We start from the raw sequence: 14,663 nt of genomic DNA on the forward strand, positions 1-14,663 counted from the left end.
TTCCAGGGAAGGAAAAAGTAGCGTACAGGGAAGTGTTCACAGCACCCTCGCGATGGTGCGGCATCCCGGGGCCTGCCCACCGAGATCCCTCTTCCCCCAGTAAAAGTTGACCCTTTTGCTGGGGCATGGGGATAATCGTCGGCAGTCACGCCATTCATCGATCCAGGGGAGGTCACCCATGAGCGGTGCCGAATCCTTCGTTCCCACCCCCTTGATGCTCTCCGACGGCGCCCGGGCTCGACTCGCGTCGCTGATCGAGGAACAGGGCAATCCCCGGCTCAAGCTGCGCGTCTACGTCACCGGAGGCGGCTGCTCGGGCTTCCAGTACGGCTTCGACTTCGCCGAGGAGACCGCCGAGGACGATACCCTCGTCGAGTTCGGTGCGGTGGCCCTGGTGGTCGACCCGCTCTCCTACCAGTACCTGGTCGGCTCCACCGTCGACTATGAGGAGGGCCTGGCCGGTGCCCGCTTCCTGGTCCAGAACCCCAACGCCACCACCACCTGCGGGTGCGGCGCCTCCTTCATGGTCTGAACGACAACGTTGGCTGAGCGGCCAAAGCCCGCCTTGCCCGTCACTTGACGCTTCTCCGGGAACTCGCCATCGTTGATGGCGCGAATGATAAGAAATCCTTCCACGGGGAATGCTATGAAACCGCAACTGAAACGAGCCGCGCTGGCCGCCAGCATCGCCATTGGACTGGGTGGTGCGGCGCTGGCCAACGCCGATGAACACGTGCTGGAGGTCGTCACCGACCCGAGCTTCGTGCCCTTCGAGATGATGGACCAGGAATCCGGCGAGATGGTCGGCTTCGACATGGACATCATCAGCGAACTGGCCGATCGTGCCGGCTTCGAATACAACCTGCGCACGATGGACTTCAACGGCATCATTCCCGCCGTGCAGACCGGCAACGTCGACATCGCCATCGCCGGCATCACCATCACCGACGAGCGGGCCGAGATCGTCGACTTCTCCGATCCCTACTACGACAGCGGCCTGCGCATCCTGGTCGGCGCCAACGACGACAGCGTCCAGGATCTCGAGGACCTCAACGGCAAGAAGATCGGCACCAAGGTCGGCTCCACCAGCTACGACTTCCTGCAGGAGAACCTCGGCGACGACGCCGACATCACCCCCTATCCGGGCAGCAGCGACATGTACATGGCCCTGCTCGGCGGCAGCGTCGACGCGGTCTTCTACGATGCGCCCAACGTCGGCTACTTCTCCCAGACCAAGGGCGAGGGGCGCGTGAAGGTCGTGGGCGACCTCTACGAGGGCCAGCAGTACGGCATCGTCTTCGTCCAGGGCAGCGAGTGGGTCGAGCCCGTCAACGAGGCCCTGGCCGAGATGAAGGAAGACGGCACCTACGACGAGATCCACGCCAAGTGGTTCGGTAGCGCCAGCGGCGAGTGATGCCCGGCGACTTCCGCCTGCGGGGTCGGGTCATGTGGCCCGGCCCCGCTGCGTTGCGCCTCCGTTATCCTCCCCTGTCGTCATCCCCCGCGTCTTGACGGAGAAACCTTGTGGACGTCACCTTCCAATTCGACTGGCAGGCGGCCTTTGCCTCCATTCCCTTCCTGCTCAAGGGTATCCCCTATACCCTGCTGATCTCCTTCGGTGGCCTGGCCATCGGCTTTCTGATCGGCATCCTGTTCGGCCTGCTGCGCATCAGCCGCCTCGCGTGGCTGAAGATCCCGGCCGTGGCCTACATCGAGATCTTCCGCGGCACCCCGGTGCTGGTGCAGGTGCTGTTCATCTTCTATGGCCTGCCACAGCTGCTGGGCGGTCCGATCAACGCCCTGGTGGCCGGTATCGCCGCCATCGCCGTCAACTCCGGCGCCTACATCTCGGAGATCGTGCGCGGCGGCGTGCAGTCCATCGAGCGCGGCCAGCGCGAGGCGGGCCTGTCGCTCGGCCTGTCGCGCCGCCAGACCTTCCGCTACATCATCTGGCCCCAGGCCTTCCGCCGCATGATCCCGTCGCTCGGTAACCAGGGCATCATCAGCATCAAGGACACCTCGCTGTTCTCGGTGATCGGGGTCGGCGAACTGGTCCGCCAGGGCCAGGTCTATATCGCCACCACCTTCAACGCCCTCGAGGTCTACCTGATGGTCGCCCTGCTCTATCTGGCGATCACCCTGACCCTCTCGTTCGTGCTGCGCCAGCTCGAGCGCCGAGGCCTGGTCGGACAATAAGGAACGCGCGACATGACACACGAGAAGTCCACGTCCGGCAGCGATCCCATCGTGCGCATGGACAAGGTCAACAAGCATTTCGGCAGCCTGCACGTGCTGAAGGACATCAACCTCTCGGTCTCGCCGGGCGAGGTGGTGGTGATCATCGGTGCCAGCGGCTCGGGCAAGTCGACGCTGATCCGCTGCATCAACGGCCTCGAGGAGTTCCAGCAGGGCTACCTGGAGGTCGACGGCAGCCAGCTGGTGCCCCACGGCAAGGCCTCGGCGGCGCTGCAGAAGATCCGCACCGAGGTCGGCATGGTCTTCCAGCAGTTCAACCTCTTCCCCCACCTCAGCGTGCTGGACAACGTCACCCTGGCGCCGATGAAGGTGCGCGGCTGGAGCCAGGAGGACGCCACCGAGACCGCCGAGCGCCTGCTCGAGCGGGTCGGCATCAGCGACCAGGCCGCCAAGCATCCCGGGCAGCTCTCCGGGGGCCAGCAGCAGCGCGTGGCCCTGGCCCGTGCGCTGGCCATGGAGCCGCGCCTGATGCTGTTCGACGAGCCCACCTCGGCGCTGGATCCGGAGATGATCGGCGAGGTGCTGGACGCCATGCGGGAACTGGCGAAGGAAGGCATGACCATGCTGATCGTCACCCACGAGATGGGCTTCGCCCGCGAGGTCGCCGATCGGGTGATCTTCATTCACAAGGGCGAGATCACCGAGGAGGGACCGCCCGAGAAGGTCTTCGATTCGCCCGAGAACGAGCGCACCCAGAGCTTCCTCTCGCGGGTCCTCAAGCACTGACCACGTCTGCCTAGCTCCTTTTGGAGCCCCTCAGCAGCCCATCCAAAAAGGCCCTGTCGTTATCGACAGGGCCTTTTTTTGCCTGTGGACAGAACATCGCGGCGGGTCGCGACGATCGGCCTGGAAGGCCCGCCACGCCGGGCGATGGCAGCCAGGCCGGTGAATGTTCACAGTCGCGGTAACAAGCCCGGTAGGGAGCGGTGGACAAGCGGTGATCGCTTCGCCGTGTGGACAAGGCGGCATTCCATCCACAGCCTCCGCGCACGTCGTCCGCAGGCAGTCACGCCTTTCTCCCGCGAGGGATCAACAATACAAGCTGTTGATAAGATTATGGTTTATTCCCTTATCCACCAAAAATGTCCACACCAGTAGTTACAACCACAACAGAACTTCTCTTTTATATTCTGTTTTATTGTATATGAAGTGCGTTGACGACCGCGGGGAGGGAATTCGGGTGTGGAAAACCCTGACGATTACCCACAGGGGGTTTATACTGGCCCGCTGATTTCCACCCCTGACTGCCACATCGGCGCGCCGCGCCAAGAGGTGACCCTTGGAGTACCCCGACCGCTTTGACGTCATCGTCATCGGCGGCGGCCATGCCGGAACCGAAGCCGCCCTGGCCTCGGCCCGCATGGGCTGCCGGACCTTGCTGCTGACCCATAACATCGAGACGCTCGGCCAGATGTCCTGCAATCCCGCCATCGGCGGGATCGGCAAGAGTCACCTGGTCAAGGAGATCGATGCCCTGGGCGGTGCCATGGGCCTGGCAACCGACCTCGGCGGCATCCAGTTCCGCGTGCTCAATGCCCGCAAGGGACCGGCGGTGCGGGCCACCCGGGCTCAGGCCGACCGGGTCCGCTACAAGGCCGCGATCCGCACCATGCTGGAGAACCAGGCCAACCTGACCCTGTTCCAGCAGGCGGCGGGCGACCTGATCGTCGACGGCGATACCGTGCGCGGCGTGGTCACCGAGACCGGCATCCGCTTCCTCGCCGAGACGGTGGTGCTGTGCACCGGAACCTTCCTCGGCGGGGTGATCCACATCGGCCTGGACACCAGCCGCGGCGGTCGCGCCGGGGATCCCGCCTCCAACGGCCTGGCCGGGCGCCTGCGCTCGCTGCCGTTCCGGGTCGATCGCCTGAAGACCGGCACGCCGCCGCGCCTCGATGCCAAGAGCATCGATCTCGCCTCCCTCGAGGAGCAGCCCGGCGACACCCCGACCCCGGTAATGTCCTACCTGGGCAGCCGCGAGATGCATCCGCGCCAGGTGAGCTGCCACATCGCGCACACCAACGAGCGCACCCACGAGATCATCCATGCCAATCTCGATCGCTCGCCGATGTACTCGGGGGTAATCGAGGGGGTCGGGCCGCGCTACTGCCCCTCGATCGAGGACAAGGTGCACCGCTTCGCCGACAAGGCCAGCCACCAGGTGTTCGTCGAGCCCGAGGGCCTCGATACCCATGAGCTCTACCCGAACGGGATCTCCACCTCGCTGCCCTTCGACGTGCAGCTGCAGGTGGTGCGCTCGATCAAGGGCTTCGAGAACGCGCACATCACGCGCCCGGGCTATGCCATCGAGTACGACTTCTTCGATCCGCGGGACCTCAAGCACTCGCTGGAAACCAAATTCATCCACAACCTGTTCTTCGCCGGCCAGATCAACGGCACCACCGGCTACGAGGAGGCAGGCGCCCAGGGGCTGCTGGCGGGGCTCAACGCCGCCCGCCGGGCCCGCGGCCAGGAGGCCTGGTCGCCGCGTCGCGACGAGGCCTACCTCGGGGTGCTGGTCGACGACCTGATCACCCTGGGGACGAAGGAGCCCTACCGGATGTTCACCTCCCGGGCCGAGTACCGCCTGCTGCTGCGCGAGGACAACGCCGACATGCGCCTCACCGAGCTCGGCCGCGAGCTAGGCCTGGTCGACGACGCCCGCTGGGCAGCCTTCGCCACCAAGCGCGACGCCGTGGAGCGCGAGAGCGCGCGCCTCAAGGCCAGCTGGGTGCAGCCGGGCAGCCCCGCGGCGGCCCGGGTCGAGGCGAGGACCGGCGCGCCGCTGCCCCGCGAGTACAGCCTGATGGATCTGCTCAAGCGCCCCGAGCTCGTCTACGCCGACCTCGCCGACCTGCCCGGCATCGAGGGCGAGCCGGTCGCGGACGAGGCGGTGGCCGACCAGGTGCAGATCCAGGCCAAGTACCAGGGCTACATCGACCGTCAGCAGCAGGAGATCGACAAGCTCAAGCGCCACGAGGCGACCCCGCTGCCGGCAGACCTGGACTACCAGCGCGTCGAGGGGCTCTCCAACGAGATTCGCCAGAAGCTCGAGGCGGCCCGCCCCGAGACCCTGGCCCAGGCGGGCCGCATCTCTGGCGTGACGCCGGCCGCGGTCTCGATCCTGCTGATCCACCTCAAGAAGCGCCGGCTGCTCGACGACAGCAAGGCGGCCAGCGCATGAAGGGCCTCGACGCGACCGTCGAGGCGCGCCTCGACCGCGGCCTGGCCGCGCTGGACATCCCCGTCGACGCCGAGCAGCGCGCCCGCCTGCTGGCGCTGGTGGGGCTGTTGCACAAGTGGAACCGCGCCTATAACCTCACCGCGGTACGCGCGCCGGAGGAGATGGTCAGCCGCCACCTGCTCGACAGCGCCGCGGTGCTGCCCTTCGTCAAGGGGCCGACGCTGCTCGACGTGGGCTCGGGCCCGGGCTTGCCCGGCCTGGTCCTGGCGATCCTCAAGCCGTCGCTTGGGGTCACGCTGCTCGACAGCAACGGCAAGAAGGTGCGCTTCCAGCGCCAGGCGGTGATGGAGCTCGGACTGACCAACGTCACCCCGGTGCAGGCGCGGGTCGAGACCTTCACGCCGATCGCCGGCGGCTACGCGCAGGTGATCTCACGGGCCTTCTCGAGCCTCGGCGACTTCGTCGCGCTGACCGCGTCGCTGGTGGCCCCCGACGGCGAGTGGCTGGCCATGAAAGGCCCCGCCGTGGAAGATGAGCTGGCCGGCCTCCCCGAGGAGGTCGTCGTGGCGGCCCGCCACGACCTCGAGGTGCCCTTCGCGTCCGGCAGCCGACCGCTGGTGGTCCTGCGCCACCGGGCGTCCAGCGAGGCCCGCCCCTGAGGCGTCTGTTTCCCCAGCAAGGGAGTTGCACGTGACCAAGATCATTGCCCTGACCAACCAGAAGGGCGGCGTCGGCAAGACCACGACCGCCGTCAACCTCGCCGCCAGCCTGGCGGCGCTGGACCGCCGCGTGCTGCTGGTCGACCTGGACCCCCAGGGGCATGCCACCATGGGCAGCGGCGCCGACAAGCATGACCTGGACGGCAGCGTGCTCGACGTGGTGCTGGGCGACAAGAAACCCACCGAGGTGATCCTTGACTGCCCCCAGGCCGGCTACGCCCTGCTGCCTGGCAACGGCGACCTGACCGCCGCCGAGGTGGAGCTGCTCGCCGGCGGCGACGACCGGGCACGTAACCTCGTCACGGCGCTGGCCGAGGTGGCCGGCGAGTACGACGTGGTGCTGATCGACTGCCCGCCGTCGCTGAACATGCTCACCGTCAACGCGCTGACCGCGGCCGACGGCGTGCTGATCCCGCTGCAGTGCGAGTTCTATGCCCTGGAAGGGCTCTCGGCGCTGCTCGATACCGTTGAGCAGATAAAGGACAGCGTGAACCCGCAGATCGAGATCTTCGGTATCCTGCGCACCATGTTCGACGCCCGCAACAGCCTGACCCGGGACGTCAGCAAGCAACTGCGCGACTACTTCGGCGATGCCCTGCTCAAGACCACCATCCCGCGCAACATCCGGGTCGCCGAGGCGCCCAGCCACGGGCTGCCGGTCACCAAGTACGCGCGCTTCTCGCGAGGCAGCCAGGCCCACCGGGTGCTGGCCAAGGAACTGATCCGACGCCTGTCGCTGTAGGCCGGCCGTCGCACACCGCTGGTAGTGATGAGGGAATGTCGATGACGCGTAAACGCGCCCTGGGACGTGGCCTGGATGCCCTGATCGGTGCCAACGCCCGCCGTCGTGAAAGCCTGGACCTGCCCGAGGTCGAGATCGGGGAGGACGCCGAGCCCGCGGCGCCCCGCGCGGCCGAGCCCGACGAACGCCTCGAGCGCCTGCCGCTGGGGCAGCTCTCCCGCGGCAAGTATCAGCCGCGTCGCGATATCCAGCCCGAGGCCCTCGAGGAGCTGGCCGACTCGATCCGCGCCCAGGGCGTGATGCAGCCGATCGTGGTGCGCCCGGTGGGCGAGGCGCGCTACGAGATCATTGCCGGCGAGCGTCGCTGGCGAGCCGCCCAGCTCGCCGAGCTCGACGTGATCCCCGCGGTGATCCGCGAGGTGACCGATGAGGTGGCGCTGGCGCTGGCGCTGATCGAGAACATCCAGCGCGAGGACCTGAACCCCGTCGAGGAGGCGATGGCGCTGAAGCGGCTGCTCGAGGAGTTCTCGCTCACCCAGCAGCAGACCGCCGACGCCGTGGGCCGCTCCCGCGCCCAGGTGGCCAACCTGCTGCGCCTGTTGACGCTGGACCCCGAAGTGCAGACCCTGCTCGAGCGGGGCGATCTCGACATGGGCCACGCCCGGGCGCTGCTGGCGCTGTCGGGGGCCAGGCAGCGCAAGGCCGCCCACGAGGTGGTCAACAAGGACCTCACCGTTCGCGCGACCGAGGCGCTGGTCAAGCGCCTGGCCAACGGCGAACCGGCCAGGCCCTCCCCCGAGGCGCCGTCCGCGGACGTGGCCGGCCTCGAGACGCGTCTCGCCGAGGTGCTGGGGGCGCCAGTCAAGATCCAGCACGGGCGCGGCGGCAAGGGGCGCGTGACGATTCGCTACGCCAGCCTCGATGAGCTCGACGGCATCCTCGAGCACATCCGTTAGCGGGCCCTTGGCGCGTCGATCAGCCATTAGCCGGCTAAACATGCTGGGCGAATTTATCGACTTTTAGTCGTAGAGCAACGAGATATCGCGGCTATTGGCGGCGTCCTCGGTTGAAGCTTAAGTGGGGCTTCCCTATAATCGCGCCGGACCTTTCGTTGACTCGCGCGCGGCGAGGCGCAGCGAAGCAGAGGGGTCGCCGACCAACGCTAGCGTGAACGGAGACCCCCATGGCAGCCAGGAACCGGCGCCCCAGCCTGCGACCACTGTGGGTCGCACAGCTCGCCGCCATGGCGTTCATGGTCGGCGTCGCTGCCGGGGTCAAGGGTCCCGCCGATGCCGTATCGGTCCTGGTGGGAAGCGCCGTGGCGCTGCTGCCCAATGTCTACTTCGCCTGGCGCGTATTTCGCCACCGCGGCGGTCGCCAGGCGCGTCGCGCGGTACACGGCCTCTACCGTGCGGCGGCCGGAAAGTTTGGTTTGACAGTGGCACTCTTCGCACTGGTGTTCATCTCAGTGCCCCTCTCAAATCATGCTTTATTCTTTGGCGCTTATGTGGTGACCCTGTTCGCGTACTGGCTGGCCTCCTGGCTGGTGACGCGTCAGACACCCAACTGAAATCGAGGCAGCTCATGGCAGGCAACAACTCGACTCCCACGGAGTATATCCAGCACCACCTGCAGAATCTGACCTACGGCTACCATCCCGAAAACGGCTGGTCCCTGGCGCACTCGGCCGCCGAGGCGCAGGAGATGGGCTTCTGGGCCATCCACCTGGACTCCATGGGCTGGTCGCTGGCGATGGGCGCGCTGTTCATCTGGCTGTTCCGCATGGTCGGCAAGGCCGCCACCACCGGCGTGCCGGGCAAGCTGCAGTGCGCCATCGAGATGGTCTTCGAGTTCGTCGAGGGCACGGTGCGCGGCGCCTTCCTGCACGGCCGGAACTCGCTCATCGCCCCGCTGGCGCTGACGCTGTTCGTCTGGATCTTCCTGATGAACCTGCTCAAGCTGGTGCCCGTGGACCTGGCCCCGCAGCTGTTCGCCAAGTTCGGCGTCGAGTACATGAAGCTCGTGCCGACCACCGACCCCAACGTCACCCTCGGCATGGCCCTGGGCGTGTTCTGCCTGATCATCTACTACAGCATCAAGGTCAAGGGCGCCGGCGGCTTCGTCAAGGAGCTCTCGTTCACCCCGTTCAACCACTGGTCGCTGATCCCCTTCAACCTGGTCATGGAGCTCATCGGTCTGCTGGTCAAGCCGCTCAGCCTCGGTCTGCGTCTCTTCGGCAACATGTTCGCCGGCGAGGTCATCTTCCTGCTGATCGCGCTGTTGCCGTTCTGGGTCTCCTGGACGCTGAACGTGCCCTGGGCCATCTTCCACATTCTGGTCATCACCCTGCAGGCGTTCATCTTCACCGTCCTGACGGTGGTCTACCTGAGCGCGGCTCATGAGCATCACTGAATCACGTAACACCCGCTAAACCCTTGAACCTAAACGTAAACTCGATAGGAGCATCACCATGGAACTCGTCTACATTGCTGCCTCCCTCATGATCGGCCTGGGCGCACTGGGTACCGGTATCGGCTTCGCCCTGCTGGGTGGCAAGCTGCTCGAAACCACCGCTCGCCAGCCGGAGCTGGGTGACCAGCTGCAGACCAAGACCTTCCTGATGGCGGGCCTGCTGGACGCCGTGCCCATGATCGGCGTCGGCATCGCGATGTACCTGATCTTCGTCGTCGCCGGTTAACGTTTGGCATACCGGGCGCACCGCGCTCGGTTTGCTTGTTTCCGGACGCCACGAATCTGTCAGAGGTACGTCCCTGTGAATATCAACATGACGCTAATCGGACAGATGATCGCCTTCGCGATCTTCGTCGGATTTTGCATTAAGTTTGTGTGGCCGCCGATCAGCAACGCGCTCCATGAGCGTCAGAAGAAGATCGCCGACGGCCTGGACGCGGCCAGCCGTGCCTCGCGTGACCTGGAGCTGGCCGAAGAGCAGGCCAGCGAGACGCTGCGCGAGAGCAAGGAGCAGGCCGCCGAGATCCTGGAGCAGGCCCACAAGCGGTCCAGCCAGATGATCGAGGAGGCGCGCGACCAGGCGCGCCAGGAAGGCGAGCGGATGATCGCTCAGGCCAAGTCCGAGATCGACCAGGAAGTGAATCGCGCGAAGGAAGACCTGCGGGTGCAGGTGTCGCGGCTCGCCATCGTGGGTGCGGAGCGGATCCTGGAATCCTCCATCGACGAGAAGAAGCACGCGAAGCTCGTCGACGAACTCGCCAACGAGCTTTGAGGAGGTGACCCATGGCGGAAACGTCTACCGTCGCACGACCCTACGCCAAGGCGGCCTTCGAGCACGCCGTTGAGCAGCAGGCACTGGATGACTGGGCCGCGATGCTCGAGACCGCGGCGCGCGTCGTCCAGGACGACGACATGCAGCGCCGGGTGCTCGGCAACCCGCAGCTGTCGAGCACCCAGAAGGCCGACGTGGTCGTCGACGTCTGTGGCGACGCCGTGAGCGACGCCGTCCGCAACTTCCTGCGCCTGGTCGGCCAGAAGGGCCGCCTGGCGGCCCTGCCGGCGATCGTCGAGCAGTTCACCATGCTGAAGGCCCAGCAGGAGAAGCGCATGGACGTGAACATCGTCTCCGCCTTCCCGCTGGACGATGCGCAGCAGGACAAGCTCGCGAGTGCACTGGCCAAGCGTCTGAACCGCGAAATCTCCATTACCACTCAGGTGGATTCCACCCTCCTGGGAGGCGTCATCCTGCGTGCCGGCGACACCGTCATCGACGGCTCGGTACGCGGTCGACTGAACCGCCTCCACGAGGCCCTTTCCGCCTGAGTCTGAGGGACATGGCATGCAGCAACTGAATCCTTCCGAGATCAGCGACATCATCAAGCAGCGTATCGAAAAGCTGGATGTCGCATCCGAAGCCCGCAATCAGGGCACCATCGTCAGCGTGTCTGACGGTATCGTGCAGATCCACGGCCTCGCCGACGCGATGTTCGGCGAGATGATCGAGTTCCCCGGCGGCATCTACGGCATGACGCTGAACCTCGAGCGCGACAACGTCGGCGCCGTGGTGCTGGGCGACTACCTGCAGCTCGAAGAGGGCATGACCGCCCAGTGCACCGGGCGCATCCTCGAGGTGCCGGTGGGTCCCGAGCTGACCGGCCGCGTGGTCGATGCCCTGGGCAACCCCATCGACGGCAAGGGCGATCTCAACACCAAGCTGACCGACGCGGTGGAGAAGGTCGCCCCCGGCGTCATCACCCGTCAGTCCGTCGACGAGCCGATCCAGACCGGCTTCAAGTCCATCGACGCCATGGTGCCGATCGGCCGCGGCCAGCGTGAGCTGATCATCGGCGACCGCCAGATCGGTAAGTCCGCCATCGCCATCGATGCGATCATCAACCAGAAGGGCAAGGGCGTCACCTGCGTCTACGTGGCCATCGGCCAGAAGCAGTCGACCATTGCCAACGTGGTGCGCAAGCTCGAAGAGCACGGCGCCATGGAGCACACCATCGTGGTCGCCGCCGGCGCCGCCGATCCGGCCCCGATGCAGTTCCTCGCCGCCTACTCCGGCTGCACCATGGGCGAGTACTTCCGCGACCGCGGCGAAGACGCCCTGATCGTCTATGACGATCTCTCCAAGCAGGCCGTGGCCTACCGTCAGGTCTCCCTGCTGCTGCGTCGTCCGCCGGGCCGTGAGGCCTTCCCGGGCGACGTCTTCTACCTCCACTCCCGCCTGCTCGAGCGTGCCGCTCGCGTGAACGCCGACTACGTCGAGAAGTTCACCAACGGCGAGGTGAAGGGCAAGACCGGCTCGCTGACCGCGCTGCCGATCATCGAGACCCAGGGCGGCGACGTCTCGGCGTTCGTTCCGACCAACGTGATCTCGATCACCGACGGTCAGATCTTCCTCGAGACCGACCTGTTCAACTCGGGCATCCGTCCGGCCATCAACGCCGGCCTCTCGGTGTCCCGTGTCGGCGGCTCGGCCCAGACCAAGATCATCAAGAAGCTCGGCGGCAGCGTGCGTCTGGCCCTGGCCCAGTACCGCGAGCTGGCGGCCTTCGCCCAGTTCGCCTCCGACCTGGACGAGGCGACCCGCAAGCAGCTGGAGCACGGTCAGCGCGTCACCGAGCTGATGAAGCAGTCCCAGTATGCCCCGATGTCCGTGGCCGAGATGGCCGTCTCCCTGTATGCCGCCAACGAGGGGCACCTGGAGGACGTCGAGGTCAACAAGGTGCTGGCCTTCGAGCGCGCGCTGCAGGACTACATGAAGTCCGAGCACGCCGATCTGCTCGAGACGATCAACCAGACCGGCGACTACAGCGACGAGATCAAGGCGGGCCTCAAGGCCGGCCTCGAGAAGTTCAAGGCCACTCAGAGCTGGTAATGCCGACGGCCCGCTCCTCCGGGGCGGGCCCTGGAGCTTTCTGAGGGCCACGAACGATAAGGTAGATCGCTATGGCAGCTGCAAAAGAGATTCGCACCCAGATCGGGAGCATCAAGAACACGCAGAAGATCACCAGCGCCATGGAAATGGTGGCTGCGTCGAAGATGCGCAAGGCACAGGACCGGATGAAGGCCAGCCAGCCCTATGCCAAGCAGATCCGCAACGTCGTGGGCCACGTCGCCGATGCCAACCCGGAGTACAAGCATCCGTGGATGGAAGAGCGCGAGGTCAAGCGGGTCGGCTACATCGTGGTCTCCTCCGACCGCGGGCTGTGCGGTGGCCTCAACGTCAACCTGTTCAAGTCCGTGGTGAAGGATGCCAAGGCCCAGCGTGAACAGGGCGCGGAACTCGACTTCTGTGCCCTGGGCAGCAAGGCCACCGGTTTCTTCCGCAAGTTCGGCGGCAGCCTCGTCGCGGCCAAGAGCGGCCTGGGCGAAGCCCCGGATCCGGAGGACCTGATCGGCAGCGTGAAGGTCATGCTGGATGCGTACGACGAGGGCAAGCTGGACCGCCTCTACGTGGTGTTCAACGAGTTCGTCAACACCATGACCCAGAAGCCGGTGGTTCGTCAGCTGTTGCCCCTGTCGGCCGAGATGGGGACGGAAACGTCCACCGAAGAAACCAAGCGTCCCGGTAGCTGGGACTACCTGTATGAGCCGGATGCCAAGGCGCTGCTGGATAGCCTGCTCGTGCGCTTCGTCGAGGCGCAGGTCTATCAGGCGGTGGTCGAGAACGTGGCGTGCGAGCAGGCCGCTCGGATGATCGCCATGAAGAGCGCCACCGACAACGCCGGCAATCTGATCGACGACCTGGAGCTGGTGTACAACAAGGCCCGTCAGGCGGCCATTACCCAGGAAATCTCCGAGATCGTCGGTGGCGCCGCCGCCGTTTAGCGTCGGGGAGGGCAGGCCCCTCCCGGCAAGCAGGTTTCATTTGCAGGTATTTGAGAGGAACCAAGATGAGCGGACGTATCGTACAAATCATCGGCGCGGTGATTGACGTAGAGTTTCCGCGGGACGATGTGCCCAAGGTCTACGACGCGCTGAATGTCTCGGACACCGGGACCGTTCTCGAGACCCAGCAGCAGCTGGGTGACGGCGTGGTGCGCACCATCGCCATGGGCACCACCGAAGGCCTCAAGCGCGGCCTGGAGGTCACCGGCACCGGTGCTCCGATCTCCGTGCCGGTCGGCAAGCCGACCCTGGGCCGCATCATGAACGTGCTGGGCGAGCCCATCGACGAGGCCGGCGACATCGGTGAAGATGAGCGCATGCCGATCCACCGCAAGGCCCCGGGCTACGCGGATCAGGCGGCCTCCAGCGAGCTGCTGGAGACCGGCATCAAGGTCATCGACCTGGTCTGCCCGTTCGCCAAGGGCGGCAAGGTCGGCCTGTTCGGCGGCGCCGGCGTCGGCAAGACCGTCAACATGATGGAACTGATTCGCAACATCGCCACCGAGCACAGCGGTTACTCCGTGTTCGCCGGCGTGGGCGAGCGGACTCGTGAGGGTAACGACTTCTATCACGAGATGACCGAATCCAACGTCATCGACAAGGTGTCGCTGGTCTACGGTCAGATGAACGAGCCGCCCGGCAACCGCCTGCGCGTGGCCCTGACCGGCCTGACCATCGCCGAGAAGTTCCGCGATGAAGGCCGCGACGTGCTGCTGTTCGTCGACAACATCTACCGCTACACCCTGGCCGGTACCGAGGTCTCCGCACTGCTGGGCCGCATGCCGTCCGCGGTGGGTTACCAGCCGACCCTGGCCGAGGAGATGGGCGTCCTGCAGGAGCGCATCACCTCCACCAAGGCAGGCTCGATCACCTCCGTGCAGGCCGTCTACGTGCCCGCGGACGACCTGACCGATCCGTCTCCGGCGACCACCTTCTCGCACCTGGATGCGACCGTGGTACTGGCGCGCTCGATCGCCGAGCTGGGCATCTACCCGGCCATCGATCCGCTGGACTCCACCTCGCGCCAGCTCGACCCGCTGGTCGTCGGCGAGGAGCACTACAACACCGCCCGCGGCGTGCAGGGCGTGCTGCAGCGCTACAAGGAGCTCAAGGACATCATCGCCATCCTGGGCATGGACGAGCTGTCCGACGAGGACAAGCTGGCCGTCTCCCGGGCGCGTAAGATCCAGCGCTTCCTGTCGCAGCCGTTCTTCGTGGCCGAGGTCTTCACCGGGGCGCCCGGCAAGTACGTGTCCCTGAAGGACACCATCCGCGGCTTCCAGGGTATCCTCGACGGCGAGTATGACGAGCTGCCCGAGCAGGCCTTCTACATGGTCGGCACCATCGACGAGGCCGTCGAGAAAGCCAACCAGATGAAGTAATCCCTCCACCT

At 65.9% G+C, this 14,663-nt stretch carries 16 protein-coding genes; all 16 read left to right on the forward strand.

What is annotated here, in order from left to right; all coding sequences use genetic code 11:
• Positions 1–178 precede the first annotated feature (178 nt).
• The 16 genes from erpA to atpD all read left to right on the forward strand — a co-directional run bounded on the left by erpA (position 179) and on the right by atpD (position 14,652).
• Positions 179–532, forward strand: a complete 354-nt coding sequence (gene erpA, locus C9F13_RS10410; protein ID WP_108446198.1) for an iron-sulfur cluster insertion protein ErpA — start codon at positions 179–181, stop codon at positions 530–532.
• Positions 533–646: 114 nt separating this feature from the next.
• On the forward strand, positions 647–1,414 hold the full coding sequence (locus C9F13_RS10415) for a transporter substrate-binding domain-containing protein (RefSeq protein WP_108446199.1): 768 nt from the start codon (positions 647–649) through the stop codon (positions 1,412–1,414).
• A 110-nt stretch (positions 1,415–1,524) separates the two neighbouring features.
• Positions 1,525–2,196: an amino acid ABC transporter permease gene (locus tag C9F13_RS10420; protein WP_108446200.1), complete on the forward strand. Its 672-nt coding sequence runs from the start codon at positions 1,525–1,527 to the stop codon at positions 2,194–2,196.
• 12 nt (positions 2,197–2,208) lie between these two features.
• On the forward strand, positions 2,209–2,982 hold the full coding sequence (locus C9F13_RS10425) for an amino acid ABC transporter ATP-binding protein (RefSeq protein ID WP_108446201.1): 774 nt from the start codon (positions 2,209–2,211) through the stop codon (positions 2,980–2,982).
• A 553-nt stretch (positions 2,983–3,535) separates the two neighbouring features.
• Positions 3,536–5,440, forward strand: coding sequence for a tRNA uridine-5-carboxymethylaminomethyl(34) synthesis enzyme MnmG (mnmG, locus tag C9F13_RS10430; RefSeq protein ID WP_108446202.1), 1,905 nt, complete (start codon positions 3,536–3,538; stop codon positions 5,438–5,440).
• Positions 5,437–6,099: a 16S rRNA (guanine(527)-N(7))-methyltransferase RsmG gene (gene rsmG, locus C9F13_RS10435; protein ID WP_108446203.1), complete on the forward strand. Its 663-nt coding sequence runs from the start codon at positions 5,437–5,439 to the stop codon at positions 6,097–6,099. Before mnmG ends, rsmG begins: the two co-directional genes overlap by 4 nt.
• 31 nt (positions 6,100–6,130) lie before the next feature.
• The gene (locus tag C9F13_RS10440) at positions 6,131–6,901 is read left to right on the forward strand and encodes a ParA family protein (protein WP_108446204.1); all 771 of its coding nucleotides are present in this window, start codon (positions 6,131–6,133) and stop codon (positions 6,899–6,901) included.
• A gap of 41 nt (positions 6,902–6,942) precedes the next feature.
• Complete coding sequence (locus C9F13_RS10445; RefSeq protein ID WP_108446433.1) at positions 6,943–7,857, forward strand: ParB/RepB/Spo0J family partition protein; 915 nt, start codon at positions 6,943–6,945, stop codon at positions 7,855–7,857.
• 227 nt (positions 7,858–8,084) lie between these two features.
• Complete coding sequence (locus C9F13_RS10450; protein ID WP_108446205.1) at positions 8,085–8,471, forward strand: ATP synthase subunit I; 387 nt, start codon at positions 8,085–8,087, stop codon at positions 8,469–8,471.
• 14 nt (positions 8,472–8,485) lie between these two features.
• Entirely contained in the window at positions 8,486–9,313 is an 828-nt protein-coding gene (gene atpB / locus C9F13_RS10455) for a F0F1 ATP synthase subunit A (RefSeq protein ID WP_108446206.1), read from the forward strand.
• A 58-nt stretch (positions 9,314–9,371) separates the two neighbouring features.
• A complete protein-coding gene (gene atpE, locus C9F13_RS10460) occupies positions 9,372–9,599 on the forward strand; it encodes a F0F1 ATP synthase subunit C (RefSeq protein WP_089849248.1) in 228 nt (75 codons plus the stop codon).
• Positions 9,600–9,674: 75 nt separating this feature from the next.
• On the forward strand, positions 9,675–10,145 hold the full coding sequence (locus C9F13_RS10465) for a F0F1 ATP synthase subunit B (RefSeq protein ID WP_108446207.1): 471 nt from the start codon (positions 9,675–9,677) through the stop codon (positions 10,143–10,145).
• 11 nt (positions 10,146–10,156) lie between these two features.
• Positions 10,157–10,696 (forward strand): F0F1 ATP synthase subunit delta, encoded by a 540-nt coding sequence (locus C9F13_RS10470; protein ID WP_108446208.1) that lies wholly within the window; start codon positions 10,157–10,159, stop codon positions 10,694–10,696.
• Positions 10,697–10,712: 16 nt separating this feature from the next.
• Positions 10,713–12,257 (forward strand): F0F1 ATP synthase subunit alpha, encoded by a 1,545-nt coding sequence (gene atpA / locus C9F13_RS10475; RefSeq protein ID WP_108446209.1) that lies wholly within the window; start codon positions 10,713–10,715, stop codon positions 12,255–12,257.
• 71 nt (positions 12,258–12,328) lie between these two features.
• On the forward strand, positions 12,329–13,210 hold the full coding sequence (gene atpG, locus C9F13_RS10480; RefSeq protein WP_108446210.1) for a F0F1 ATP synthase subunit gamma: 882 nt from the start codon (positions 12,329–12,331) through the stop codon (positions 13,208–13,210).
• Between the two features lie 65 nt (positions 13,211–13,275).
• Complete coding sequence (atpD, locus tag C9F13_RS10485) at positions 13,276–14,652, forward strand: F0F1 ATP synthase subunit beta (protein ID WP_108446211.1); 1,377 nt, start codon at positions 13,276–13,278, stop codon at positions 14,650–14,652.
• The last annotated feature ends 11 nt before the right edge of the window (positions 14,653–14,663 follow it).

It is taken from the genome of Halomonas denitrificans, assembly GCF_003056305.1.
GTDB classification, from domain to species: domain Bacteria; phylum Pseudomonadota; class Gammaproteobacteria; order Pseudomonadales; family Halomonadaceae; genus Halomonas; species Halomonas denitrificans.

Excerpts from the sequence above, each read along its gene's own strand:
- erpA (WP_108446198.1), top strand. The coding sequence starts at position 179 with ATGAGCGGTGCCGAATCCTTCGTTCCCACCCCCTTGATGCTCTCCGAC.
- C9F13_RS10415 (WP_108446199.1), top strand. The coding sequence starts at position 647 with ATGAAACCGCAACTGAAACGAGCCGCGCTGGCCGCCAGCATCGCCATT.
- C9F13_RS10425 (WP_108446201.1), top strand. The coding sequence starts at position 2,209 with ATGACACACGAGAAGTCCACGTCCGGCAGCGATCCCATCGTGCGCATG.
- rsmG (WP_108446203.1), top strand. The coding sequence starts at position 5,437 with ATGAAGGGCCTCGACGCGACCGTCGAGGCGCGCCTCGACCGCGGCCTG.
- C9F13_RS10445 (WP_108446433.1), top strand. The coding sequence starts at position 6,943 with ATGACGCGTAAACGCGCCCTGGGACGTGGCCTGGATGCCCTGATCGGT.
- C9F13_RS10450 (WP_108446205.1), top strand. The coding sequence starts at position 8,085 with ATGGCAGCCAGGAACCGGCGCCCCAGCCTGCGACCACTGTGGGTCGCA.
- atpB (WP_108446206.1), top strand. The coding sequence starts at position 8,486 with ATGGCAGGCAACAACTCGACTCCCACGGAGTATATCCAGCACCACCTG.
- atpE (WP_089849248.1), top strand. The coding sequence starts at position 9,372 with ATGGAACTCGTCTACATTGCTGCCTCCCTCATGATCGGCCTGGGCGCA.
- C9F13_RS10470 (WP_108446208.1), top strand. The coding sequence starts at position 10,157 with ATGGCGGAAACGTCTACCGTCGCACGACCCTACGCCAAGGCGGCCTTC.
- atpA (WP_108446209.1), top strand. The coding sequence starts at position 10,713 with ATGCAGCAACTGAATCCTTCCGAGATCAGCGACATCATCAAGCAGCGT.
- atpG (WP_108446210.1), top strand. The coding sequence starts at position 12,329 with ATGGCAGCTGCAAAAGAGATTCGCACCCAGATCGGGAGCATCAAGAAC.
- atpD (WP_108446211.1), top strand. The coding sequence starts at position 13,276 with ATGAGCGGACGTATCGTACAAATCATCGGCGCGGTGATTGACGTAGAG.